General features: G+C 32.7%; 27 protein-coding genes and 5 tRNA genes. 9 read left to right on the top strand and 23 right to left on the bottom strand.

Annotation, left to right across the window (positions count from 1 at the left end; all coding sequences use genetic code 11):
• Window positions 1–7: 7 nt before the first annotated feature.
• The 9 genes from K4897_RS06940 to K4897_RS06900 all read right to left on the bottom strand — a co-directional run bounded on the left by K4897_RS06940 (window position 8) and on the right by K4897_RS06900 (window position 7,286).
• On the bottom strand, window positions 8–2,692 hold the full coding sequence (locus K4897_RS06940; RefSeq protein WP_250415815.1) for a DNA-directed RNA polymerase subunit A': 2,685 nt from the start codon (window positions 2,690–2,692) through the stop codon (window positions 8–10).
• 27 nt (window positions 2,693–2,719) lie between these two features.
• Window positions 2,720–4,531: a DNA-directed RNA polymerase subunit B gene (gene rpoB / locus K4897_RS06935; RefSeq protein ID WP_019264808.1), complete on the bottom strand. Its 1,812-nt coding sequence runs from the start codon at window positions 4,529–4,531 to the stop codon at window positions 2,720–2,722.
• A 12-nt stretch (window positions 4,532–4,543) separates the two neighbouring features.
• Window positions 4,544–6,088, bottom strand: a complete 1,545-nt coding sequence (locus K4897_RS06930) for a DNA-directed RNA polymerase subunit B'' (protein ID WP_019264809.1) — start codon at window positions 6,086–6,088, stop codon at window positions 4,544–4,546.
• A 236-nt stretch (window positions 6,089–6,324) separates the two neighbouring features.
• A complete protein-coding gene (locus K4897_RS06925; protein ID WP_019264810.1) occupies window positions 6,325–6,558 on the bottom strand; it encodes a DNA-directed RNA polymerase subunit H in 234 nt (77 codons plus the stop codon).
• 46 nt (window positions 6,559–6,604) lie between these two features.
• Window positions 6,605–6,678 (bottom strand) — tRNA-Lys (locus K4897_RS06920).
• Window positions 6,679–6,703: 25 nt separating this feature from the next.
• Window positions 6,704–6,775 (bottom strand) — tRNA-Asp (locus K4897_RS06915).
• A 144-nt stretch (window positions 6,776–6,919) separates the two neighbouring features.
• A tRNA-Tyr gene (locus tag K4897_RS06910) sits at window positions 6,920–6,993 on the bottom strand.
• Between the two features lie 8 nt (window positions 6,994–7,001).
• Window positions 7,002–7,076: transfer RNA gene (locus K4897_RS06905), tRNA-Pro, on the bottom strand.
• A 136-nt stretch (window positions 7,077–7,212) separates the two neighbouring features.
• Window positions 7,213–7,286, bottom strand: a tRNA-Thr gene (locus K4897_RS06900).
• A 207-nt stretch (window positions 7,287–7,493) separates the two neighbouring features.
• On the opposite strand from K4897_RS06900, the gene thiM reads away from it, so the two are divergent.
• Window positions 7,494–8,357, top strand: a complete 864-nt coding sequence (gene thiM / locus K4897_RS06895) for a hydroxyethylthiazole kinase (RefSeq protein ID WP_019266645.1) — start codon at window positions 7,494–7,496, stop codon at window positions 8,355–8,357.
• The gene (gene thiE, locus K4897_RS06890; RefSeq protein WP_250415813.1) at window positions 8,354–8,983 is read left to right on the top strand and encodes a thiamine phosphate synthase; all 630 of its coding nucleotides are present in this window, start codon (window positions 8,354–8,356) and stop codon (window positions 8,981–8,983) included. Before thiM ends, thiE begins: the two co-directional genes overlap by 4 nt.
• Here the strand turns inward: thiE and K4897_RS06885 are convergent.
• Both K4897_RS06885 and tpiA read right to left on the bottom strand, forming a co-directional pair.
• Entirely contained in the window at window positions 8,980–10,212 is a 1,233-nt protein-coding gene (locus K4897_RS06885) for a phosphoglycerate kinase (RefSeq protein ID WP_019264813.1), read from the bottom strand. The genes thiE and K4897_RS06885 overlap by 4 nt on opposite strands.
• A 47-nt stretch (window positions 10,213–10,259) precedes the next feature.
• Window positions 10,260–10,928 carry a triose-phosphate isomerase gene (tpiA, locus tag K4897_RS06880; protein WP_250415811.1) on the bottom strand — a complete coding sequence of 223 codons (669 nt, stop codon included), beginning with the start codon at window positions 10,926–10,928 and terminating at the stop codon, window positions 10,260–10,262.
• A gap of 129 nt (window positions 10,929–11,057) precedes the next feature.
• Between tpiA and K4897_RS06875 the strand changes: the two genes are divergently transcribed.
• Entirely contained in the window at window positions 11,058–11,396 is a 339-nt protein-coding gene (locus K4897_RS06875) for a hypothetical protein (RefSeq protein WP_250415809.1), read from the top strand.
• Between the two features lie 21 nt (window positions 11,397–11,417).
• Here the strand turns inward: K4897_RS06875 and K4897_RS06870 are convergent, their stop codons facing one another.
• A complete protein-coding gene (locus K4897_RS06870) occupies window positions 11,418–12,038 on the bottom strand; it encodes a type IV pilin N-terminal domain-containing protein (RefSeq protein ID WP_250415808.1) in 621 nt (206 codons plus the stop codon).
• Between the two features lie 153 nt (window positions 12,039–12,191).
• Here K4897_RS06870 and twy1 point away from each other — a divergent pair, with 153 nt between their 5' ends.
• Complete coding sequence (gene twy1 / locus K4897_RS06865) at window positions 12,192–13,106, top strand: 4-demethylwyosine synthase TYW1 (protein WP_250415806.1); 915 nt, start codon at window positions 12,192–12,194, stop codon at window positions 13,104–13,106.
• On the opposite strand, the gene K4897_RS06860 is transcribed toward twy1, so the two are convergent.
• From K4897_RS06860 to K4897_RS06835, 6 genes are read right to left on the bottom strand one after another with little or no spacing between them, the layout of a single operon-like run.
• Window positions 13,081–13,743, bottom strand: coding sequence for a flavodoxin family protein (locus K4897_RS06860; RefSeq protein ID WP_250415804.1), 663 nt, complete (start codon window positions 13,741–13,743; stop codon window positions 13,081–13,083). The genes twy1 and K4897_RS06860 overlap by 26 nt on opposite strands.
• A complete protein-coding gene (sucC, locus tag K4897_RS06855) occupies window positions 13,740–14,855 on the bottom strand; it encodes an ADP-forming succinate--CoA ligase subunit beta (RefSeq protein ID WP_019266650.1) in 1,116 nt (371 codons plus the stop codon). The genes K4897_RS06860 and sucC overlap by 4 nt, the downstream gene beginning before the upstream one ends.
• A 12-nt stretch (window positions 14,856–14,867) precedes the next feature.
• Window positions 14,868–15,410, bottom strand: a complete 543-nt coding sequence (locus K4897_RS06850) for a 2-oxoacid:ferredoxin oxidoreductase subunit gamma (protein WP_250415803.1) — start codon at window positions 15,408–15,410, stop codon at window positions 14,868–14,870.
• A 13-nt stretch (window positions 15,411–15,423) separates the two neighbouring features.
• Window positions 15,424–16,296 carry a 2-oxoacid:ferredoxin oxidoreductase subunit beta gene (locus K4897_RS06845; protein ID WP_019264821.1) on the bottom strand — a complete coding sequence of 291 codons (873 nt, stop codon included), beginning with the start codon at window positions 16,294–16,296 and terminating at the stop codon, window positions 15,424–15,426.
• Window positions 16,297–17,424, bottom strand: a complete 1,128-nt coding sequence (locus K4897_RS06840) for a 2-oxoacid:acceptor oxidoreductase subunit alpha (protein ID WP_019264822.1) — start codon at window positions 17,422–17,424, stop codon at window positions 16,297–16,299.
• An 11-nt stretch (window positions 17,425–17,435) separates the two neighbouring features.
• Window positions 17,436–17,645: a 4Fe-4S binding protein gene (locus K4897_RS06835; RefSeq protein WP_019264823.1), complete on the bottom strand. Its 210-nt coding sequence runs from the start codon at window positions 17,643–17,645 to the stop codon at window positions 17,436–17,438.
• 242 nt (window positions 17,646–17,887) lie between these two features.
• Here K4897_RS06835 and K4897_RS06830 point away from each other — a divergent pair, with 242 nt between their 5' ends.
• Window positions 17,888–18,379 (top strand): fumarate hydratase C-terminal domain-containing protein, encoded by a 492-nt coding sequence (locus K4897_RS06830; protein WP_019264824.1) that lies wholly within the window; start codon window positions 17,888–17,890, stop codon window positions 18,377–18,379.
• Between the two features lie 8 nt (window positions 18,380–18,387).
• Here the strand turns inward: K4897_RS06830 and K4897_RS06825 are convergent, their stop codons facing one another.
• On the bottom strand, window positions 18,388–19,119 hold the full coding sequence (locus K4897_RS06825) for a peptidylprolyl isomerase (protein WP_250415801.1): 732 nt from the start codon (window positions 19,117–19,119) through the stop codon (window positions 18,388–18,390).
• 166 nt (window positions 19,120–19,285) lie between these two features.
• On the opposite strand from K4897_RS06825, the gene K4897_RS06820 reads away from it, so the two are divergent.
• Complete coding sequence (locus tag K4897_RS06820; RefSeq protein WP_250415799.1) at window positions 19,286–20,380, top strand: DUF763 domain-containing protein; 1,095 nt, start codon at window positions 19,286–19,288, stop codon at window positions 20,378–20,380.
• Between the two features lie 2 nt (window positions 20,381–20,382).
• On the opposite strand, the gene K4897_RS06815 is transcribed toward K4897_RS06820, so the two are convergent.
• From K4897_RS06815 to K4897_RS06805, 3 genes are read right to left on the bottom strand one after another with little or no spacing between them, the layout of a single operon-like run.
• Complete coding sequence (locus K4897_RS06815; protein ID WP_019267875.1) at window positions 20,383–20,925, bottom strand: tRNA methyltransferase; 543 nt, start codon at window positions 20,923–20,925, stop codon at window positions 20,383–20,385.
• Window positions 20,926–20,931: 6 nt separating this feature from the next.
• Window positions 20,932–21,705, bottom strand: coding sequence for an adenosylcobinamide-GDP ribazoletransferase (cobS, locus tag K4897_RS06810; RefSeq protein ID WP_250415798.1), 774 nt, complete (start codon window positions 21,703–21,705; stop codon window positions 20,932–20,934).
• Between the two features lie 6 nt (window positions 21,706–21,711).
• Window positions 21,712–22,812 carry a phosphatidylglycerophosphatase A gene (locus tag K4897_RS06805; RefSeq protein WP_019264829.1) on the bottom strand — a complete coding sequence of 367 codons (1,101 nt, stop codon included), beginning with the start codon at window positions 22,810–22,812 and terminating at the stop codon, window positions 21,712–21,714.
• 100 nt (window positions 22,813–22,912) lie between these two features.
• Between K4897_RS06805 and larC the strand changes: the two genes are divergently transcribed.
• The 3 genes from larC to K4897_RS06790 are packed head-to-tail and all read left to right on the top strand — an operon-like array spanning window position 22,913 to window position 25,251.
• On the top strand, window positions 22,913–24,094 hold the full coding sequence (gene larC / locus K4897_RS06800; protein WP_019264830.1) for a nickel pincer cofactor biosynthesis protein LarC: 1,182 nt from the start codon (window positions 22,913–22,915) through the stop codon (window positions 24,092–24,094).
• A complete protein-coding gene (gene queC, locus K4897_RS06795) occupies window positions 24,078–24,767 on the top strand; it encodes a 7-cyano-7-deazaguanine synthase QueC (protein WP_019264831.1) in 690 nt (229 codons plus the stop codon). Before larC ends, queC begins: the two co-directional genes overlap by 17 nt.
• Window positions 24,760–25,251 (top strand): HD domain-containing protein, encoded by a 492-nt coding sequence (locus tag K4897_RS06790; protein WP_019266654.1) that lies wholly within the window; start codon window positions 24,760–24,762, stop codon window positions 25,249–25,251. The genes queC and K4897_RS06790 overlap by 8 nt, the downstream gene beginning before the upstream one ends.
• On the opposite strand, the gene K4897_RS06785 is transcribed toward K4897_RS06790, so the two are convergent.
• Window positions 25,248–25,613, bottom strand: a complete 366-nt coding sequence (locus tag K4897_RS06785; protein WP_250415796.1) for a hypothetical protein — start codon at window positions 25,611–25,613, stop codon at window positions 25,248–25,250. The two genes, K4897_RS06790 and K4897_RS06785, sit on opposite strands and share 4 nt — an antisense overlap.
• Between the last annotated feature and the right edge of the window lie 87 nt (window positions 25,614–25,700).

Raw genomic sequence — 25,700 nt, 5'->3', positions numbered from 1 at the left:
GTTACACCTATTTACCCTCTTGTTCAACACCTGAATCATAGTTTGGATTAGCATCTCCTAACCTATTTTCATCTATGATTTTATTTAAGTCAGCTGCTTTACCAAAGTCACTTTTAGCCGGATCTACTCCGTCTTCACCAAACATAAGTTGAATAACCATTCCCTGGTTATCAGTAACAAGTCCGGATGGTTTAACTTGTAAATCCTGAAGTGCATTTACCAGTCTTCTTTGCATATAACCGGATTGTGCTGTACGAATCGCTGTATCTACAAGACCTTCTCTTCCTCCCATAGCGTGGAAGAAGAATTCAATTGGATCCAAACCTTTTTTATAACTGGAATGTACAAATCCTTTTGCTTTTGCACCTAACTCATTTTTACGGAAGTGAGGTAAAGTCCTGTCAATATAACCCCTGTGGATACGGCCACCACGAACAGACTGTTGTCCTACACAGGAAGTAATCTGAGTAAGGTTCAACATAGATGCCCTAGCACCGGTACGTGCCATAACTACAGAATGGTTGTGTTCCATAGTAAGGTAGTTTTCTGCAATTTGACCAGATACATCCCTAGCTTCCCCAAGCACTTGCATAATCTTCATTTCTAAAGTTTCTTCAAGGCTTCTACCAGGTAAAGCTTCAAGATAATCGTTTTCATATGCTTCAACTAATTTATCTACCTTATTTTCAGATTCTCTTAAATGCTCATTAATCCTTTCCTGAGCTTCTTCAGGAATTTCCTCATCATTGGTACTTGTGGTAATTCCTGTTTTCATAATTCCACAGATAGCCAAATCAGTAGACCTGTCTAAGAATTCTCTGGCTCTAGCAGGACCATACTCTTTAACAATTTTATCTAAAATACGTCCAGAGAAAGAACCATAAGCTTTTTCATCAATAACACCATGTTTAAGTTCACCATTTTCAATTACAACATAAGCATCAATGTCACAAGCTTCCTCTTTACAGACATCACATTTCTGACAAATCTCAGCCTTATAAACAAGATTCAAATCATCAGGCAGTAATAAAGAGAATAACTCTTTACCGGTCCAGTTTTCATGTTTACGTTTTAAGTGTTTAGGGTCAACATTTTCATTATTGAATAAATGTGATTTTCTGATTATTTGCAGCGCCTGTTCTTCTGTAAATTCAGATCCCGGTTTTGTTAAAAGATATGCTCCGGAAATGTGATCGTGAATAGCACCAATAATAGGTCCACCAAACCTTGGAGATAAAATATGTTCCTGTACACGCATTAAAGACTTAGCCTCAGCACGAGACTCATCAGTTTGGAAAACGTGCATGTTCATTTCGTCTCCATCGAAATCTGCATTGTAAGGAGGACATACACATAAATTAAGACGGAAAGTTTTATAAGGTAAAACCCTTACCTCATGAGCCATCATAGACATTCTGTGAAGAGAAGGCTGACGATTGAATAAAACCATATCCCCATCTTTCAGGTGTCTTTCAATAATATAACCAGGTTCCAACTTCTCTAAAATCATGTCTTTAGTTTCATCATAAACCCTGATTTTCCTTCCGTCAGTTCTTATAACATAGTTGGCTCCAGGATGAACATTAGGACCGTTTTCAATATATGTTCTCATTTCATCCATGTTCCAGTCATTTACATAAGCAGGTACAGTAACCTCTTTTGCAATCATTTCAGGAACACCAACTTCATTAATACTGATGTTTGGATCCGGTGAAATTACAGTACGGGCAGAGAAATTAACCCTTTTACCGGACAAATTACTTCTGAACCTACCTTCTTTACCTTTTAACCTTTGAGCCAAAGTTTTTAAAGGTCTTCCAGACCTGTGTCTTGCAGGAGGAACACCACTAGCCTCATTATCAAAGTAAGTAGTTACATGATACTGCAATAACTCCCACAAATCTTCAACAATAAGTTGAGGAGCACCTGCTTCCATATTTTCAATTAATCTCTGATTAATACGTAAAATATCAACAAGTTTGTGAGTTAAATCATCTTCAGACCTTTCACCAGTATCTAAAGTAATAGAAGGCCTTACAGTAACTGGAGGAACAGGTAAAACTGTTAACACTAACCATTCAGGTCTAGCTACTTCCGGATTAACACCTAAAACAAAAGCATCTTCATCAGAAATCCTTTCAAGCCTTTCACGAACTTCACTAGCAGTTAATTTATAATCCTCACCCTCCATTTTCTGAACAATGGAAACCGGCTTATCAATAGTAATATCATCCTGAGCTGCTTCACAATGAGGACAAACATCACGACGAGCCTCATTATAAATCTCTTTTAAAAGCTTAGTTAAATTTTCATGATGATTCTGAGCATCCTTAATCTTTTCAGTGAATTTAAAGATTTCATCATCAGTTAATAAAACACGACCACACTCATTACATGTTGAACGTAAAATCTTATGAATCACATCACCAAAACCAACATGAATAACAGGCCTAGCCAACTCAATACTACCAAAGTGCCCTTGACACTCTCCACCTCTATAACCACAAGACCTACATTTTAAACTTGGATCAATAACCCCTAAATGAGGATCCATTAAACCATTCTCAATAGGATAACCATCCTCATCGTAAGTATCAGGAGTTTCAATTTTAACTACTGACATTTCACGAATATCCTCAGGAGACATAAGCCCAAAGTTAATTTGTTTGATTTTTTTTATAAATCCTTTCAAAATATTGACTCCTTCATATTAATATAATTATGTTTTGTCTCCTAAAACTAATTTAGGGAAAATACATAAACTCTTAAGTTCATCTAATAATAATTTAAATGCGTATGAAATTTCTATCGGATAAGTTTCAACATCTCCACAAATTGGACAGTATTTTTTATTTTTATTCTTATCATATACTGCTAACATACCACAATTTTCACAGACAATAGCTTCATATTTGTCAGACTCATCTAAAAGCCTTTCTTTTAAGGTAAGAGCTGCACCGTGTGCAATAAGACAATCTCTTTCCATTTCTCCAAACCTTAAACCACCTTCACGAGCTCTTCCTTCAGTAGGCTGACGGGTAAGAACTTGTACAGGACCTCTTGAACGAGCATAAACTTTATCAGTAGTCATGTGGTGTAATTTTTGGTAATATGCAACACCAACAAATATTTCAGCTTCGATTCTTTCTCCGGTTACACCATTATATAATGATTCACAACCTGCAGATTCAAATCCGTGATTTTTAAGTTGCTGTTTGATTTCTTTTTCAAGTTCTGTGTTAAATGGAGTTCCGTCAACACGCTCACCTTCAAGACAGCCTGCTTTACCAGCTACCATCTCAAGCACTTGTCCTACAGACATCCTGGAAGGAATAGCGTGAGGGTTAACAATTAAATCGGGAACAACACCAGATTCTGTAAAAGGAACATCTTCAGGAGATAATATTAAACCAAGAACCCCTTTCTGACCGTGCCTTGATGCAAATTTATCCCCGAACTCAGGTTGCCTGGTATCCCTCACCCTGATTTTAGCCAATCGGCTTCCTTCAACAGTTTCAGTTAAAAGAACAGCATCGACAATACCTTTTTCACCGTGTCTGACTGTTACAGAAGTTTCTCTTCTTTTTTCAGCTACAGTACCAAATTCATCGATTTCTTCCAAGAATCTTGGTGGTGAAGTTTTACCAATTAATACATCACCAGATTCAACATATGATTCAGGGTTAACAACACCATCATCATCTAAATGCCTGTAAGCATCTTCGGAACGGTAACCTTTAATGTTTTTGTCAGGAACCTCAAATTTATCCTCTTGTCCACCAGGATACCTTTTTTCAGCAGTATCATAAGCTCTGAAAAATGAAGACCTAGCTAATCCTCTTTCAAGAGAACCTTTGTTAATAACCATTGCATCTTCCATGTTGTATCCTTCGTAAGACATAAGAGCTACAACAAAGTTCTGACCTGATGGTCTTTTGTCATAATTAGTTGAATCAATAATACGTGTTTTTACAATAGGAGTTTGCGGATGGTGTAATAAGTGAGCCCTTGTATCTGTACGTAATGCATAGTTAGAAACATATAATCCTAATGCTTGTTTTGTCATACCTGCTTCCATAGTATTCCTTGGTGAAGAATTGTGATCGGAAAACGGAATAATACCTGCACAAATTCCAAGCATAGTAGCCGGGTCAATTTCCAAATGAGTATGTTCTTCATTTAAATCAGCAATACTCATAGCAATATAGGAGTTTTCTTCCTCTTCGGCATCCAAGTATTCAATGAAACCATTGTCTATTAAATCGTCCCATTTTAATTCACCTTTAGCTACTTTCTCTAAATGTTTATCTGTGAGAACTGGTTTGCCATCTTTTACAATGATTAACGGCCTTCTTGCCCTACCAGGGTCATTGAATATATAAATCTCATTATTTTTATCATAATAAGTAATATTCATTTCATGAGAAACCTTACCATTTCTCCTTTTTTCTCTCATTTCATTGGTGAAACTTTCCGGATCTTTACAGTATCCTAAAAGCTCCCCATTAATATAAATCTTAGCACTATCCATATTATCTTTCCCTTAATCATCTAAAACATTCATTTTTTTAATAACATCAATGATTTCCTGTTCATCAGAACCTTCAGAAATATTACACATTAAAGCTAAATTCTTTACCAGACCACAGTTAGGACCCTCTGGAGTTTCATTCGGACAAATTTTACCGAATTGTGTTGGGTGCAAATCTCTTGCTTCAAAGTGAGGTTGACTTCTTGTTAAAGGAGATACAACACGTCTTAAATGAGAAAGAGTACCCATATAACTAGTTCTATCTAATAATTGACTTACACCAGCTCTTCCACCAACCCAATTACCAGTTGCAATAGCATGTTTAATATTTTCAGTTAAAACATCACTACGAACTGCCTGTTTGATGGAAAGCTCTTTACCACGGGAGATACTTCTTTCAAGTTGATAACTCATATCTCTAGTTAAACTTGTAAAAGCAACTCTAAATAAATCTTCCATTAAATCTCCAGATACTCTAAGTCTTTTATTTGTATAATGATCCTTATCGTGAGGTTCTCTTTGCTCATCAATAACCTGAAGTAACATTTCAGTCATTTCAGCTAAATAAGTAGCTTTAGCTTCACGTCTTTCTGATTCAATACCCATATGAGGCAATAAGTAACGATTAATTACATCTTCAGCACGTTTAACACGGTATTCCTCAGTCATACCTTTAGCTACACGGTTACCTATGTATTTAATAGCTGCTAATTGTAAATATTGTCTTCTTTCTTCCTTAGTCATGCCATCCATTTCTTTTTGATCTAATTTCAACTGAGAAAGGGATACCTGAATATCATCTGCAATAATCATTTGGAAATTTGGATCATTGGAAATTGCAGTAATAATTTCTTGATCTGTAGCTAAACCAAGAGCTCTTAATAAAATAACAAGTGGAATTTCCCCCGGAACATAAGGGAAAGAAATTCTTAAAAATACACCGCTTTTACGTGGTTTTTTATATTCAAGAGAAATTCTTGCTCTGAAACCACTTTTAATAGAGGTTACAATAGCTTTAGCTCTTCTATCTTCAACTTCACCAATACGCTCAAGAATAATTTTATTTGGTGCAATTTCCTCCATTGTTACAACAGCTCTTTCAGAACCATTTACAATAAAGTAACCACCTAAATCTTGAGGGTCTTCACCTTGTTCAATTAATTCTTCATCACTAAGACCATGAAGATGACAAATATCAGATTTAAGCATTACTGGTAATTCTCCAATATACACTTTTTCTAAAGGATTATCTTCCCCTTCTTCATTTAATGCCATCTCAAGATACATATGTGCAGAATAATTTAAATTTCTAAGTCTTGCTTCCGCAGGATAAATCATACTTTTAGAACCGTCTGCCTCTTTAGTGAATGGCTTTTCAATAAAGAGTTTACCTGTTTTTAAAGTATATTTACCATTTTCTAAAGTAATAGGTTCAGTAATATCTATGATATTTTGAATCCCATTATTTATAAAATCGTTGTATGATTTAATATGATGGTCAACTAAATCATATTTATCAAAAAATGCATCAACTAATTTCCAGTTATTCTCTGTCATGGACTTCCTCCAGCATTCTATAAAACACCATAAAAATAATTAACTAATAAAAATAAGATTAGGAAACCTAATTAAAATTCTTCATTTGATTATTATTCTTAATTTACTCCTAACTATCTCTATTAAGATAATTCCTCTCAAACTAAGTTCAAATTTATTATAATGAATTTCCAAAAACAATAAAAAAATACAGAAATAAACTTATTATACTAAATTTTACTATTCTAACATTATAACTAACTTTTTACAATACGATAAGTAACAAAAGTACCTGCAGTATCACTCTCACGAGTAATCCTTAAAATATCATGTTCTTTAGCATCAATAGCTTTTACAACAGGATCATCAACTTTAATTCTAGGAAGATTTTCAATATCATAGTCAGCACTATTTTTTAAATCTTCAATTTCAGAATCAGTCATTATTTCATGCTTAGGTACAAGCATATGTTCTTGAATATTAATTGTCAATATATAATTCCTCCAGCTAGAAAAGTTAAAATATAAAATTAGAAAACGGGCCCGACGGGAATTGAACCCGCGGCCGCTTGGTTAAAAGCCAAGCGCTCTGCCAGACTGAGCTACGGGCCCTCACATACAACATTTAAATATTAAGCGCCTTGGCCGGGATTTGAACCCGAGTCGCGGGCTCGACAGGCCCACATGATAGCCCCTACACCACCAAGGCAGGAAATACTTAAAATACAGTATAGCTAATCAAACAGTATTAACCATACACCATTAATTACTATATTTAGTATCATATATAAAGGTTTCGGAAAAATTAATTTTCCACAACCATAAATATAATCAATTTAATAAAGTAATCAAATCCCGCCTGCCGGACTTGAACCAGCAACATTTGGATCTACAGTCCAACGCTCTGCCAAATTGAGCTAAGGCGGGACATGAAATGGGACCGCCCGGATTTGAACCGGAGTCTCAGGCTCCCAAAGCCCAAAGGATCGACCAAGCTACCCTACGGTCCCACTTAATACAAACTAGATGCATAACAATACATCATACATTACCTATTTTATACCTCATAGTATATAAATGTTATTGATTACAATATTTTGAAAAAAATGTAATCATAATATGTGTACTAAAAAACACAAAATAGAAAGCCCCGAACGGGAATTGAACCCGCGACCACGAGATTACAAGTCTCGCGCTCCACCAGACTGAGCTATCGAGGCATAATGAAATTAATGTAACAAATAAACTTTTGTATAAACTTATTTAAATACTTTTCTAATACTCAAAAAATAATGAAATTAAACAATGAACTTTTAAAAATAATGATAACTGTTCAATAAAAAACAAAAAATACTCCCTAAATTAAACTTAATTCAAAAAATACACACATCAAATATTATATACTAAAAGTTTTATAATTATAAATCATGATAAATAAAGAAGAATTACTTCAAAAAATACCAAAATTATTAGATGAATTAAAAAACAAAAATCCATTAACTCACTGCATAACTAATTTTGTAACTGTAAATGATTGTGCAAATGCAGTATTGGCTATTGGTGCTTCTCCAATTATGTCTGAAGATATTGAAGAAGTAGCTGAAGTTGTCTCAATAGCTGATGCTTTAGTAATAAATATTGGAAAATTAAGTCATGAACAAGTTGAAGCTATGAAAGTTAGTTCTGCTCAAGCAAATAAAATAAACACCCCAGTTATTCTTGATCCAGTTGGAGTAGGAATAAGTCAATTAAGAAATAAAGTAACATTAGAACTTATTGAAAATTATAAATTAACAGCTATTAGAGGAAATATAACTGAAATAAAAACAATAGCCAAATTAACTGGAATAATTTCCGAATCAAATACTGCAAAAGGCGTAGATGTATCTGAAAGTGATATTATAACTAAAGACAACTTAAATGAAAATGCTAAAATCATTTCTAAACTTGCAGCTAACTTGGATACAGTAATATTAGCCAGTGGCCCAATAGACATTTTATCTGATGGTGAAACTACAATAGCTATTGACAATGGTGATGAAATGATGCCTCAAATTACAGGCAGTGGCTGTATGCTGTCATCTATTGTAGGAAGTTGTATTGGAGCTACCAATCCTCTTGAAGGAACATTACTTGCAGCATTATTAATGACAATAGCCGGTGAAAAAGCAAGAGCTAAAGTAGACAATGAAAATGCAGGAACAGGAAGCTTTAGAGCTTATTTAATAGACTATTTATATAAATTAGATAGTCAAACTTTAATTAACAAAAGCAACATTGAGATATTATGAACAGCCTGAACTTATCACTTTATCTTGTAACTAACAACAGTGAAGATGAAGAAAAATTTTTAAATATTATAGAAGAATCATTAAAAGGTGGAGTCAGTGTAGTTCAACTTAGAGAAAAAAAAGCTGAAACATTAGACTTCTATAATTTGGCTTTGAAAGTTAAGGAAATTACACAAAAATATAATGTGCCTCTAATAATCAATGACAGAATTGATATTGCTCTAGCTATTGATGCTGAGGGCGTACACATCGGACAAAGTGACATGCCTGCACAGATAGCAAGATTACTGATTGGCAAAGATAAAATCTTAGGAGTATCTGCTGCAAATATTAAAGAAGCTAAAAAAGCTCAGAAGGACAGTGCAGATTACATAGGTGTTGGTGCAGTTTATCCGACAAATACAAAAGACGATGCGACATCAGTATCTAAAAAAGAGTTAAAAGAAATAGTAAAATCTGTTGATATTCCTGCTGTAGCTATTGGAGGAATCACTCGGGAAAATGCACATGAATTAAATGACTGTGGAATTGATGGAATATCTGTTGTCAGCGCCATCATGAATTCTCAAAATCCAAAAACAGCTAGTGAAAATTTATTAAAAGAATTTAAAGCGAAAAATAGTTAATTTTTACTATTTTTTGCTGAATCCCTTAATGCCTGAACAGCAGCCAGTTTTTTACCTGCAAGCATACTGATGCAAGCTCCACCTCCGCTGCTTAAATGACTCATTTGGTCTTCATAACCTAAAGCTGAAGTAGCTGCAGCAATATGGCCACCACCAATCAGTGTAAATGCATTTGATTTAGCCATAGCATTAATTAAATCTTCAGTTCCCATTGCAAATTTAGGATTTTCAAATACTCCTGCAGGACCATTTGCAAATACTGTTTTAGAATCACGGATTATTTTTGCATAATAACTAATTGTTTTTACACCAATATCAAAAATAGCTTCATTAGGAATATTATCACAATCAACATCTTTTCTTTCGCCATCTTTTTCAATAGCTACATCAATAGGATATTTTACTTTATTTCCGAATTTTTCAATAAGATTTCTGGCTTTGGAAACCATTGATTCATATCCTTTACTTATTATAAAATTCTTGTTTACTTCACAGATGTCTACACCTGCAGCCCAAAGAACAATGTTTCCTACAATACCTGTTGTTAAAATAGAATCTGCAGTACCGTTACTTAATACATTTTCCATAACATCTATTGAATCATCAGGTTTCATTCCACCAAGCAGGAATACACAGGGATGTTCCACATTATCCAAAGCACTCTGAATTACAGTCAGTTCTTTTTCCATTACCCTGCCTGCAGCTGAAGGAGTGTTAACAGTAAAACCTACTAAAGATGCCTGAGATCTATGAGCTGCTGCAAATGCATCATTAACAAAATAATCAATTACCGGAGACAATTGCCTAACCAGTAATGTTTCTGCCTGAGCTTCAGCAGATCTGGATAAAGATTCTTCAGAAAAGAACCTTACATTTTCAAGTAAAAGAATTTCATGTGGTTTTAGTTGTTTAATAGCTTGTTTTGCAGATTTTGAAAAGATAGAATCTATATATTTCACTCTTAAATTCAAAAGATCAGATAATGCATCAGCATGCTGAGATAAATCTGTGAAATCTTTTTTACCTGGACGGCTTTGATGAGCAAGCAATACAACTTTAGCTCCTTTATTAGATAATTCTTTAATTGTTTTAGCATGCAATTTTAATCTTGTATCATCTAATATAATCCCAGAACTAGGATCAACTGGAGAGTTAATATCAATTCTAACTAACACAGTTTTATTTTCAACATCAAAGTCGTCAATTGTATTAAATTTATCAGCCATCATTTCACTCAAAATATTAAATATAAATAAATTTATAAAAATACAAGTTTTTATAATTTACTAACTAAATCCAATAAAGCTTTTTTAGGATTTTCAGCTTTAACAATTCCGGAAGCTAGTAAAACTCCATCTGCACCTAAATCCATTGCAGCTTTCATATCCTCTCCAGTAGATATTCCTGCACCACACAAGACTTTGATTTTTTTATTGATTGATTTGACTCCTTTAACAGAGTCTTCTACAACTTCTGGTTGTGCCTGAGATACTGGAATTCCACTACCAATAAGTTCTGGAGGTTCTACAGCTACTGCATCAGGATTAAAAGTAGCTATTGCTTTACTTGTTGCAATATTATTTGTACAGACACAGGATTCAATATTATGTTGCTTACACAATTGTATAACTTCATCAATATCAGCTAATTTCATCCTGTTTTCAGAATGGTTAATTAAACTACCGTTAATGCCTACTTCAATTAAAGTTTCAATTAAATTAGAACCTGTATGTCCTCCAGGAGTAATTGGGTCAATGTGCTGTGCAAAAATAGGTAAAGAAATTTGATCGTGAACCCTATAAATATCAGCTGCCTGTGGAGCTGCAACCATAGTGATACCGGATTCTTCTGAAGCACTTTTTAATGCACGAGCTAACTCCAATGCATTTTCCCCACTAGATTCTAAATAAGTTTTATAATTTAATATTACAATTGGCGTATTCATAAATAATTCCCCAAATCATTAATTTAATTAATATTTTTGATTTAAAATCATTTAAATTTAACCAAAATACTTTTAGATAATATCCATATATACACAAAATATATATCTTTCTAGATAAAATTAATATATATGAACAAAGCATCCAAACTTTGTATAATTTTAGTTATGATTATCTGCTTATTTGCCATTATAGCTTATGAATCAAAGACCTCAACTAAAGAGGATACTTTAAATTCAAGTTACGAATATCTGCCACCTACAACCAACATCAGCGACAGCTATCTAAACAGCAGCGAAGATAAAAAAGAAAATAACCACCATACCACAAATCCGATACATCACACCACAACCAGCTATTCTTATGACTACGATGATTCATATGATGATGCTGTAGGTGATGATTACCATTACGATGACGCATACTACGATGACAGGTGCGCAGACAGCTGGGAATATGATGACGAATAGCAGCTCAAATTATTGAGACTGCTAAATAGGATGTCCGCTATATGTTCTCCCATCACCCCTATCTTCCCATACGTGTTTTCCATTATACATTATTCCATTATCCCCTCTTTCACCGAATCTCTCAAATAATTCGCCGTCAGACATTTCAGGATATTTGGCTTTTAATTGTTCACAGGACAAATGATCATCTTCATAATAATTACTTTGAGAAGAAGATGATTTTTGATTAGATGTATCTTTAAATCCATTATTTCCATCCTGAACTACATTATCAATAACACTTACATTTTGAGTTACATTAGTACTTTTATAGTCCCTGTCCCCATCAAAAACACAACCAATAGAATAATTACCAATACCAGTTATATTAAAACTAATTAATCCATCCCCACCAGTGATATATTCAAAATTAGATTTTGACCCGTTTTCATTAGTTAAAGTTACATTAACTGTTTTATTAGCTATTCCAAGACCATTTTCATCAGTTAACTTAACAGTACAATTATCCCCATCATATAAAGTTGCATTACTTGTAATTGTTAAAGATGATTCTTCCTGCGGATTTATAAAAACAAAAGCAGAAACAAAAGCTGCTAAAATTAGTATAACTGCACAAACAAGAACTAAAATTTTATTATTCATAATAAATAATATAAATAAAACAATTATTAAAACCTAACCATTCAACAATTTACTTTTTGATATACATGAATTAAAAATTTAGTCAACAAACAATAATATTAAATTAGTATAATGCTCTAAAATAAACTCATAGCATTAAGGATTTTTAAGATTATGTCATTAACTAGAACACAAGTAGAAAAATTAGAGTCAAGCGGATACAGATTTGTTGGTAGCCACAATCATGCAGCTGCTAAAATATGCCACTGGACCAAACAAAGTATTTTAGACAGAGGAGTCTGTTATAAAGAAAAATTTTACGGTATTGAAAGCCACAGATGTCTTCAGATGGCTCCTGCAGTACCTAACTGTCAGCAAAAATGTGAGTTTTGCTGGAGAGATTTATCATATACCCAGACCCAATGGGAAGGGGAATACGATGATCCGAAAACTATAATTGATGAAGCCATTAAAGCTCAGAATAATTTACTTTGCGGTTTTTTTGGAAATGACAAAGCAAATAAAGAAAAATTAGAAGAATCCAAAACTCCTACAAATGCAGCTATTTCACTAGCTGGAGAACCAATGTTATATCCCGAAATTGATGAATTAATAGCTGAATTTAACCGCCGTAATTTCACAACTTTCGTTGTCAGCAATGGCCAGTGTGTTGATAAATTAAAAAACTTAGAAAATGAACCTTACCAGCTATATCTTTCCTTAGATGCTCCTACTAAGAAAATATATGATGAGGTTTGCCAACCTCAAATTAGTGAAGGATGGGATAATTTAAACCAATCACTTGATACACTAGCTAGTTTTAACTCCCGCACATGTATAAGAACAACATGCGTTAAAGGAAGAAACATGATTAATCCTGAAAAATACGGAGAATTAATTAAAAAATCAAATCCTGATTTTGTAGAAATAAAAGCTTACATGTGTGTCGGATCATCAAGATACAGATTAACCCCTGACAATATGCCAACATTTGATGAAGTTAAAAGTTTTGCCCAAAAAATAGGAGAAAATTGTGGTAAAAAAATAGTTAACGAATCTGAAGTCAGTCGTGTTGTTTTGCTCCAATAGCTATTTTTTCTCCTAATTTAAATGCATTTTCCAAATCAATTGGAAACTGTGTTTTACGTGTTTTTAATTTTTCATCTTCAGTAAAAAGTTCCATTTTATACTTGGAATAATCAAACTGATAGGTGTCGTAAGAATAAAGATGAATAGGCTTTGTAAACATTTTTTCCAAAACAAATTCATTTTTATCGAATAAATCATGGTAGCCCAATTGTCTTGCAGTTTCCTCATCAAGATTCATAGTGTAAATACAACCAATAGCCATCTTTTTTGGAGCTAAGCTAGTCATATCCTCATCATAAACAAAGAATGGAAAGATAAAACGCTCTAAAAAGCACCTCATTACTCCACTTACATCGCCAAAGTAAACTGGAGATCCCAGTATTACACCATCTGCCCGAACAATTTTTTCCAGAATCGGTTTGAAGTCATCTTTATAAACACATTTTCCATAATGACGACCATTAATCTTTTTACATGCAAAACAGCTTTTACAACCATTAAAAGGAATATCATATAAATTAACTGATTCAATTTCTGCATCACTGCAAACTGAGTGTATTCCTTCTAAAGCTTTTTCTAAAAGCTGAGCAGTATTTCCATCTTTTCTATGACTACCATTTATAGCAAAAAATTTCATTCTTCAGCCTTAATTTTATTACAAAGCTCAACAGCTTTTTTAGCTGCTTTTTCCATTGAAATTTCATATGGAATTCCTGCTTCTTCAAGTATTCTTTGACCTTCCTCTTCATTAGTACCTGTTAACCTAATTACAATTGATACTAAGCTTTTAGATTCTCTAATAGCATCAACAACACCATGAGCAACATCATCTGCTTTAGTAATTCCTCCTAAAACATTTAAAAACACTACTTTAACCGGTTCATAATTTAATACTATGTTAAGGGATTTTTTAATACTTTCTTCTGAAGCTCCCCCACCAATATCTAAGAAAGTAGCTGGCTCTCCACCGTGGAATTTAATCATGTCCATACCAGTTAATGTTAAACCTGCACCATTACCAATAACTGCAATATCTCCATCTAATTTAACAAAATCGACTGCTTTTTTCTTATAACGTGCAAGTTTTACTAATTCCGGATGTCTGTACAATGAATCATTTTCCACAACGAATTTTGCATCAGCAGCTATTAATCCTTCATCAGTCAATACTAATGGATTGATTTCGGCGGTTTCTGCATCATATTTCTCAAATAATTTATATAATTTGTATATTACATCACCCATTTGAGATATTAAATTTGATGGAACGCCCATTTTACGAGCTATTTCACGAGCTTCATATGGTAAAAATTCAATTAAAGGATTTGGATGATATTTAATTATCTTTTCAGGGTTTGTTTTAGCTAAATTTTCAATTTCAACCCCACCTTCATTACTTACCATAATAACCGGTCTTTTATTGGCTCTGTCAATGGATATGCTTAAGAAAAATTCTTTAATGATGTTTGCTTTTTTCTCAATTAAAAGCTGATGTACTCTTTCGCCATTAATTGTAGTGCCAATCAATGAATCAGCAACTTTATATGCTTCACCAGGGTTATCTGCAAATTTAATACCACCTGCTTTACCTCTACCACCAACTAATACCTGAGATTTTATTGCAACAGGCACTCCCATGTCTGATGCAATAGAAGTTGCTTCTTCAGCAGAATTAGCAACATGTCCTTCCAAAATTGGAATTCCTTCCTCATTAAAAATTCTTTTTGCCATATATTCGAAAAATTTCATTATAACACCTAATTAGAAATTATATCCTGCTTCAAAAGCAGCTATGTTTTTATCTTCAGTTCCTGCAGGAACACTAGCTTTAATTGATTCGATAGCTGCATCTTTAGATATAACTTCTGTAATTTTTGTAATAGCTCCAACCATAACAATATTGGCCACAATTTTAAGACCAATATCATCCATTGCTGTTTTGGTTGCCGGAGCATTATAAACTTTAATATTATGTTCATCAATAAAATCCTGAACATCTTCAATAGTTGTTGTTCCAGGATCAACAATTAAAACCCCATTATCCTTCAAATCAACAATATATTTAAGTAATGCTTCATGAGACATTGCTACTAAAATATCCGGACTTTGAACTTTAGGATAATCAATTTTTTTATCACTAATAACAACTTCACATTTAGAAGCTCCCCCACGAGCTTCAGGACCATAAGACTGAGTTTGAACTGCTTCATTTTTATCAAAAAGACAAGCAGCTTTTCCTAAAATAATTCCTGCAAGAATTACTCCTTGTCCTCCAAACCCACCTATTCTCAATTCTTTTCTCATATTATCCTCCAGTTTATAAATCTGTTTCATATGCAGAATCAACAAGAGTTCTGCCACCTGATTTGTCTTCGCTTAATTTTTCAATATTTTCACAAAATTCAGGTCTTGATTTGTTAGCAAATTCACCAGTGACAATTTTCCCAATTAATTCATCATCACTCATACCTTCAGCATCTTCTTTTGACAAAGTATTTATTTTCATAGTTACTGCCATAGCTGTTGGGGTTCTAAGTTTGTTTTTACGACCATAATAAGTTGGACATTGAGAAACAACTTCAACAAATGAAAATCCAGGATTTTTTAAAGCTGTTTTAATAGAATCTACCAATTCATCAACTTGAACAGTTGTCCATCTTGCAACATAAGTTGCACCAGCTGCTGCAACAAGTTCGGCTAATTTAAACGGATAATCACCATTTCCATAAGGTGCAGTTGTTCCAAAACTGCCTTTTGGAGAAGTAGGGCTAATCTGACCACCAGTCATTCCATAGATATTGTTGTTAATACAGATAACAGTTAAATTAATGTTTCTTCTAGCTGCATGGATTAAATGGTTACCTCCAATAGAAGCAGCATCACCGTCTCCAGTAAATACAACAACATCCAAATCAGAGTTAGACACTTTTAAACCAGTTGCAAAACTAAGTGCCCTTCCATGAGTTGTGTGCAATGAATCACATTTAACATAACCTGGAATCCTTGAAGAACATCCAATACCTGAAACCATAGCTATATTATCAAAATCCATTTCAGCTTCTTCCATTCCCTTGAAAAAAGCATTCATAATACTACCATTTCCACAACCTGGACAAAAGATATGAGGAAGCCTGTCTTCCCTCATATAAGGAATAAATTTGTTTCCATTGGGATCTTTTTCGATTGACATTTAGTTTCCTCCGATTTCTTCAATTTTTGATAAAATTTCTTCAGGAGTTGGCAATAATCCTCCAATAACACCTAAAAGATGAGTATTAGCTGTAGCATTAACTGCTCTGTCTACTTCATAATACATTTGACCTAAATTCATTTCAACAACTAAAACATCACTTGCATTTTTAGTTAACTGTTTTATCTGTTCATCCGGGAAAGGCCATGGAGTATCAATTTTAATATAACCTACTTTTTTGCCGTTAGCTCTGGCTTCTTTAGTAGCAGTTATAACAGACCTGACCGGAGCACCATAAGATACAATAACAATATCAGCATCTTCACAATTTTCACTTTGAACAGAACAAATTTTATCTTTATTTTTTAACACTTTATTGCATAAACGTTTAACAAGAGTTTGATGAGTTTCCGGAGAGTTGGTGTCTGGATAACCTCTTTCATCATGAGTTAAACCTGTTACATGTATATTGAATCCTGCTCCAAAAGAAGGCATTGGATTGATACCATCGACATTTTCAAATGGTAAAAAGTCATCTTTATCTTCAGGCATTTCCCTGGAAATAACTTCAATATCATCTTCAACAACAATTTTTTCCCTCATGTGCCCAATAACTTCATCAGCTAAAACAAATACAGGAGTTCTGTACTGTTCAGCTAAATTAAAAGCTTTTATAGTGAAATCAAAAAATTCCTGAACACTTGATGGAGATAAAGCTATCGGTTCATAATCACCGTGAGATCCCCAACGGGCCTGCATCATGTCTGCTTGAGCAGCCATTGTTGGCTGACCAGTAGACGGAGAACCTCTTTGAACATTAACAATAACAATCGGAGTCTCTGAAATAAATGCATAACCTATATTTTCTTGCATTAAAGAAATACCCGGTCCAGAAGTAGCAGTCATTGATTTGGATCCTCCCCATGAACCTCCAATAATAGCACCTGCTGATGCAATTTCATCTTCCATTTGAACAAAAGCTCCCCCAACTTTCGGAAGTTCACGAGCTAAAGTTTCAGCTACTTCAGTAGATGGGGTAATAGGATAACCTGCAAAAAATCTGCAACCTGCCTTCAATGCACCTTTTGCACATGCTTCATTTCCTTGAATAAAAAATTCTTCTGACATGATAAATCCTCCTATTTACCCTCTAAATCATTTACTGTGATAGCTTGATCAGGGCAAGCTATTTCACATTTACCACATTTATCACACCTATCTCCAAAATTAACATACGGCAATTGTACGCTTTTTTTATTAGGTTCAGAAGATATTGCGTAAACATTCTGTGGACACATATATAGACAAAGGTGACACCCTTTGCATAAATTTTCGTCAATAATAATCATTCACAATCTCCTAAAAAATTATAATAAATTAAAATAGATTATGTATTATATATGTTTTAATACATTTAAAAAGTTTATTATAAATCATGATAATTTATAGGAAAATAAAAAATAAAGTAGAAACTAAAAATAAATTGATAATTAAACAAACAAGTGTTAATTAAGAAATTTTAAAGTAAATTTTGAACAAAGACAAAATTTAAGACTATTAAATTGTTTAAAATTATAAAATTGTGAGAAATATGAAAAAAATAAAAACACCGACAAATGACGAAGAAATAAATAAACTTCAAATAGGAGATAAAATTTCAATATCTGGAGTAATATATGCCGGAAGAGATGCTGCACTGCCCCAACTTGCAGAGCTAATAAAAAAAGAAAAGTCCCCTATCGATACAAATGGAATAGCTATAATGCACACTGCAGTTAGTGATGCAGGAATAGCTCCAACAACAAGTAATAAAGAAGAAATAGAATCTACAATTCCTTTTTTAAGTGAAAATGGTGTTAAAATCCATATTGGTAAAGGAATGTTAAATGATGAAACTAAAAAAGCATTAAATAAAAATAATTCTATTTTTGTAATAACTCCACCAGTAGCTGCACTGCTTACAAGTAATGTTTTAGAAAAAAAGTGTGTTGCTTTTGAAAATGAAGGCATTGAAGCATTATATGAATTAAAAGTAGAAAATATTCCCGGAATAATAGCTATTGCCCATGGAAAAAGTATTTAGAAGAAGAATTATTCTTCTGCTTCTTCTTCATCTTCTTCTTGTTTTTTCTCAAAGGAATCAACAAAGTTGACTTTTTCAAAGTCCATGTTTTCCCAGATGTCTTTAGCTATTCTGAATCTAGCGAAAGTTACATCCATATAGGATTTTTGATCAAATTTAGTAACATCATCTAAAGTTATATTTACAACATCACCATCAATATCAATTACAGTATTGTCAATATCCATATTAGGAGCTGCATAATGTAACTCAATCATACTTTTAATTTTGTCTTCGTCATTGTCAATGATTTCAGTAACATCAACATCAAAAATTAAATCTTTACCTGCCAATTCATGGTTGAAGTCCACTTTTACTCTTCCGCCGTTAACAGTTAAGATTTTACCAGTGCTTCCTTCAGAAGTAATTTTCATACCAGGTACAGGAGTCATACCTTGTCTTTTGAATTCTTTCATTGGGATTAATTGGATTAATTGTTTGTTTCTAGGTCCAAAAGCATCTTCACTATCAATTTCAATAGTTTTAGAATCTCCTTCTTCTAATCCAACAATAGCTTCTTCAATAGCTGGTAATAAATGATTTCCACCTACAACAATTGGAATAGGTTTGTATTCTTTGTTTTCATCAAATAAATCTGCTTCTTTAGCTACATCTTCAAAAGTAGTATCAAATATTTCATCGTTTTCTTTAATTTTTCCAGTAAAATTTAATCTTACAAAATCTCCGTTATTAATAGCCATAATAAACGCTCCTAAATAAATTTTAATATGTAAACTATGTTAACATTATAACATCTATTAAGTTTATAAATAATACTTTATTAATGTTTTCATAAACCTATCCATATTAGTTAACAAATGCTCTTATAAAACTTATTTAATACACTTAAAATTAAAAATATAAATCATGCAAAGAAAAGGAGCTGTCAATTTACCACTTCATGGAGGCCATCCGCCAAAATGGCTGTTTTCAAGAATGGTTAAACTGTCCAGTGCAATTACAGAAGTTATTCTTGATGAATACGGACCTCATGAATTTTTAAATAGAATATCCAATCCATATTGGTTTCAGTCATTTTCCTGTGTATTAGGATTTGATTGGCACTCCTCAGGAACAACTACAACAACTCTCGGAGCTCTGAAACAATCTATTAAACCCGAAGAACATGGATTATATCTTAGTGGAGGTAAAGGAGCAAAATCTCGTAAAACTCCTGAAGGAATACAAAGAGCTGGAGATATATTCAATTTAAAAACAAAAACTGTTGAAGATATGGTAAAAGGAAGTAAATTATCTGCTAAAGTAGATAACTCCTGTATTCAAGACGGATACACCTTATACCAACATAATTTCTTCATTACAGAAAAAGGAGATTGGGCTGTTGTTCAGCAAGGCTTAAACACCAAAAACAAATATGCCCGACGTTATCATTGGATGAGTGATACTGCAATTGATTTTTTAGAAGATCCCCACAGTGCAATTTCCTGTGATGTTAAAAATCCTGAATCTTTAAATATGACAGATAAAAAAAGTAAAGAAGCTCAAAAGATTAGTGTTGATTTAATTAATGATAATCCCGAACATTTACGTAGCTATTTTAAACGAAAGGATAATCAGATGCTATTAACAGATTTTACAATGCCGTCACATCACCCAGTTCTGGATATGGACATTTCGGATAAAGAATTTGAAGTTCTTAAAAATGCCTGGGAAATTCAGCCTGAAAACTATGAAGAATTAGTTTTGCTTAAAGGAATTGGCCCTAAAAAAATAAGGGCATTAGCTTTAATTTCAGATTTGGTTTTTGGAGAAAGTGCAAGCTGGGAAGATCCTGTAAAATACAGCTTTACTCATGGAGGAAAAGACGGATTTCCATACCCTGTTGATAAAGAAGTTTATGATAATTCAATAAATACAATGAGAGATGCTATCGATCAAGCTAAATTAAAAAAAGATGAGAAAATGAAAGCCATCAAGAGATTAGATGACTTTATTAGTTAATATTATCTGTTTTCATCATGAATATTGACATTTTTACCATGTGCTGTCGGAATAACTTCAAATACAGGATTTTCAAATTCCAAATCAAATTCCTTACCGTCCATCAGCAAATGCTGGAAAACAGCAAGAGAAGAAACTTCAGAGTGAGGCTGTGTAGTTACTGAAACATTCCAATCTGCACTTTTATATACTTTTCCAGGAACTTTAGCTCCACCAACAACAATTAAAATATCAGCACCAGATTCCTGAACTTCCCCAACAATTTCATGAGCCTGAGAGCCGTACATGGTTAAATGAACTACTTTTCCACCATTGTCTTTCCATTTATTAATAACACTCATATAGTTTTTAGCATATTCAATTTCAAAATTTCCTCCCCACCTATCAGCAGTGTCCCTAACATTTTCCATAAGTTTATGGTCTTCTTCACCACTTAAATAGATTTTACTAGCTCCAAAAGCTCTAGAAGTTAAACATACATGAGTTGTTATACGTGTATCCCTTCCAATTCTATGGTCCAATCTTAAAACATTTACATTCATCATATCACTTCATAAAAAGAACAAAGCTACTGACATAAACAACAATGCCATTAACCTTCCAACTTCATTAGACATTCCTAAAACATCACCATTAGCTATAATAAAATTACGTTTAGCAATAAATGCTATTAAAGCTCCTGCAACAACAGCTCCAACTAAACCTATAATTCCAATAATATCTCCAACCAAATATGCAATAACAGCTACAATAACTGTAGAAAGTATATAATTGAATATATTAGTTGAATAAATAAAATAACATCCAATACCATTATTTGAAGGAGTTGAAAGTAATGATGTTGTTAAAAGTGAAGATTTAGCCACCATTTCACAAATAATTATTCCAGCTATACATTCATAATCCAAGACACTATAAATTCCCGCAATTGTTAAAACAGCTACTAAAAATAAAGTTGCAACTCCACCAGCACCTACTGATGAATCTTTCATAACACTTATTTTTCTTTGAGGGTCACCTTGAACCATAACACCATCTGCCATGTCCATTACACCATCTAAATGATTATATCCTGTTATCAACATTAAAAATGCATAAATAATTACTGATGTGAAAAATGGATTTAAATGCAATACATCTGCACAAATTATACCGCAAACAGCTGCTAAAATACCAACAATCAAATGAATAAAAGGCCAACACCAAACCAGCCTTGTCATGTATTCTATTGAAGTATACTGCTTAACTGGAATAATCGTTGAAAAAGATAAAAGCCCTAAAAGAGATTTAATCGGTGAAAATCTCTCATTATTATTATTTTCCATATTTATTTACTCCTCAAAAATTTTTGACATACATCCTGCAATTAATCCTGCAAATATGTCGTCTACCATAGGTCCTAAACCACCAATAATCCCAGGTTTTGCTTCATCATAGCGTTTAAAGTTAAATGTTGCTTTAGTTCCCGCAATCTGATTAGAAATAGCTAATCCCAACACTTCATCTGTGTAGAGATATGCCGGATCATCACTTACATCAACTTCCCTTATTCTTCCGCCAGTAAAATCATCTTCAGTTCTAATAGCTGCCATCAATAAAGCAATAACATTAATATCACATAAGGATTTTAGGATTTGTGCTTCAAGCTTTTCTGAAATTTCTTCAGTAACTTCCACACCTGCAACAAGTGCCAGACCTGCTTCCACTAAATCTCCCAATAAAATACCTTCAGATACAAAGTAATCCAATATTCCAAAAGACAATCCGAGTTTTTCTATCGCATCTTCACAGCTAATTATGACTGCTTCTTCAATTGATGTTGCAAGCTCTTCAAAAACAAACTGATCATCTTCATAATCATTATTTACAATATCTACACTATCTTCATCAATTAAACTGGTTTGAGCCACATTAGCAAGTACAGCTAAAAAATCATTTTTGTTTAAAATATTTTCTATATGTCTAGGTAAACAAAGACTGCGTAAAAACTCTGCTTTAGCTTTAACAACAGTTTTATAAATTTTTAATAACATTCCTGGAGATAAAGTTTTATCAATATATAAAACATGATTTATATCAATTCTAGCATCAACAAAACCCTTAGGAGAATTAGCTACTTTAAGATTTTCAGTGAAATCTTCAATAACCACATCATTAGCCATAAAAGTGAATAATGTTAAATCCCCATAAGTATTTGAAAAATAATCAATTGAATCAACTGCCTGTGCAATATATGAACCTTCAGAGTGATTGAAAGCTTCTGCTTTTTTAGCAGTTTTCTCAAAATCATTTTTACTTTTTAAAATATTGACATTTTCAACAATGTCAATACCATCACTAACAGTAAAGTCACTAAATGCTAGAAAATAATCGGAATTGTTAATACATATTCCATAATCTTTAGTGATAATGTTCAAATTAGTATTTTCCATGATTTAACCTGTTATTATTTATATGTAGTATATGGTATATAGTAATTCTTAATATAAATTTTTTAATAATAAAATAAATAAGAATTATAGAGGAAAAATTATGACACTTATTATCGACCCACAAACTGGAGGAATAGCTGGAAATATGATTATAGGTGCTTTAGTTGACCTGGGAGCTAATCCTGAAGAACTTAAAAAAATTATGGAATCAGTTACCACCCAATTTGGAAAAGTAAAAGTGAACTTTAATAAAGTAAACAAATGCGGAATTGATTCAACCTATTGTAATGTGGAATTGCTAAGTGAAAACAAACACGTCCATTATAAGGATTTAATAGCTAAAATCGACAGTTTAGAATTAGATGAAAAAGTAAAAGAAACTTCCAAAAATATTTTTAAAAGAATAGCCATTGCAGAATCAAAAGTTCATGGTAAAAACTTAGATGAAATTCATTTTCATGAAGTTGGAGCCAGTGATGCAGTAGCTGATGTTATAGGTTCTGTTTATGCATATTATAGTTTAAATTTGGATAAAGAAGAAGTGATTGGATTACCTGTAGCTTTAGGTGGCGGACGAGTTAAAACAGCGCATGGAATATTACCTGTTCCAGCACCTGCAGTTTTAGAGATTCTAAAAGACATCAATTGTATTGGAGGACCTGTAGATAGTGAACTGGCTACACCAACAGGCTGTGCAATTTATGCTGAGCTGTGCAGTGAATTTAAGAAATTTATCCCACCCTGCAAAACCTCAAAAGTAGCTTACGGAGCTGGAAAAAAAGATTTTGATTTTCCTAATGTATTAAGAGTAATTAAAACTAAAGAAATAACTGAAAGTGACCAGATAGATGTTATTGAAACAAATATTGATCATCTGACTGGTGAAGAAATAGGTTATCTATTTGACAAATTACTTGAGGAAGGGGCATCTGATGTGTCTGTTACTCCAATTATAATGAAAAAAAATAGGCAGGGAAGTCTTTTAAAAGTAATAGCTAATCGTAACAAAAGAAATCACTTAATTGAAGTGATGTTTAAAGAAATTGGTACATTAGGTATTCGAATAGCTCCAAATTTACATAGGGGAATAGCTAAACGAGAATTTATTAAAAAATCTGTTGAAATTAATGGAGAAAGATTTGATGTAACCTTTAAAGTTGCATATGTAAACGGAGAAATTATTTCCAACAGACCAGAATACGAAGATTTATTAAAAATAGCCAATAAAACAAATATACCATTAATAGAAGTAAAAAAGATAATAAGTGATTATAATGACTAAAAAAGCAATAGCCGTTTTGTCCGGAGGGCTGGACTCCTGTGTAGCAACATGTGTCTATGCCAAAGACTATGAAATTCATGGAATAACTTTCAATTATGGGCAAAAAAGTTTTAAACAGGAATTAAAAGCATCAAAAGAAATTTGTGAAAAAATGGGCTTTACCCATGAAGTCATTGATCTGCCATGGCTTAATAAAATAAGCAATTCCTCACTTACAAGCGATAATGAAATTCCAACTTTAACTGATGAAGAATTAGACGATTTGGACAAATGTGAAGACACAGCAAATAGTGTTTGGGTTCCTGGAAGAAATATTGTATTTACCTCAATAGCTACAGCATATGCTGAAAGTATTGGTGGTGACATAATAATCGTCGGCTGGGACAAAGAGGAAGCTGCAACATTTCCTGATAACTCCAAAGAATTTTTAGAAAGTTTTAATCATATGTTAAATGTAGGTTCACCTCAAAACATTGAAATTAAAGCACCTGCTATTGATTTGAATAAAGATGAAATTGTAAAATTAGGAGATGAAATTAACGCACCTATGGAACTGAGTTATTCCTGCTATAGCGGAGATGAAAAACACTGTGGTGTCTGTGAAAGTTGCATGAGAAGAAAAAGAGCTTTTAAATTAGCTAATGTTAACGATCCAAGTGAATACAATGAATAAGATAGCTTTATTAATTCAGGAACTGATTAAATACAATCATGGAGATAAAAAAAGAATCGGCCATGCCCTTAAAGTTCACAGTTATGCCAAAACAATAGCTATTTTAGAAAAAGTTAATGAATATGATTTATTTAATTTGGAAAGTGCAGCTATTTTACATGATATTGGAATTAAAGTTTGTGAGGAAAAATATAACTCAGCTAATGGAAAATTACAGGAAAAAGAAGGTCCGGCAGTTGCAAGAGAAATATTAGAAAGCTTGGACTATAAAAATGTCAATAGAATATTGTTTTTAATAGGGCACCACCATACATATACTAATGTTACGGGCATGGATTATCAGATACTAATTGAAGCTGATTTTTTAGTTAATTTTGAAGAAGAAAACACAGATACTGAAGCTATAAAAAAAGTTTATAAAAATATTTTTAAAACAAAAACTGGAAAAGAATTTTGTAGAAATATATTTGATATTTCTCCTTAAATTGTATGAATGTCAAAAGTGAAACCGTCTGGCTTTTGAGGAAGTTTTGTAGTAGTATTTACACTGAAATCTTTAAAACTGTCACCAGTTACTACTGTATCATTAGTTCCAATTAAATTGCCATCTTTATAAAAAGCTAATGTAACTTTTAAAGTATCATAACTTCTGTCATCATTTGAAGCAAAATTCTGAAATACCTTGTATTCATGTGTTGTATCATTCCAATCTATTTGAGAATCTCCAACAAGGTTAAAATTACCATTGATTATTATTTTATCATCATTAGAATTCATAACTGCAAATCCTACTACAATTAAAATCAGAATAGCTATTACAATTCCAACAATTAACCTTTTATCCACACATCTCACCAAATAAAATTATTTCTTATTAAGTATATAAATATTCCTATTTAGTGAAATAATAAAAGAAAAAAAATTAAATAGTTA

This window comes from Methanobrevibacter sp. TLL-48-HuF1, from assembly GCF_023617305.1.
Taxonomy (GTDB): domain Archaea; phylum Methanobacteriota; class Methanobacteria; order Methanobacteriales; family Methanobacteriaceae; genus Methanocatella; species Methanocatella intestini.
Note: the sequence above shows the minus strand (reverse complement) of the source record. Positions and strands in the feature narration are given on the sequence as shown.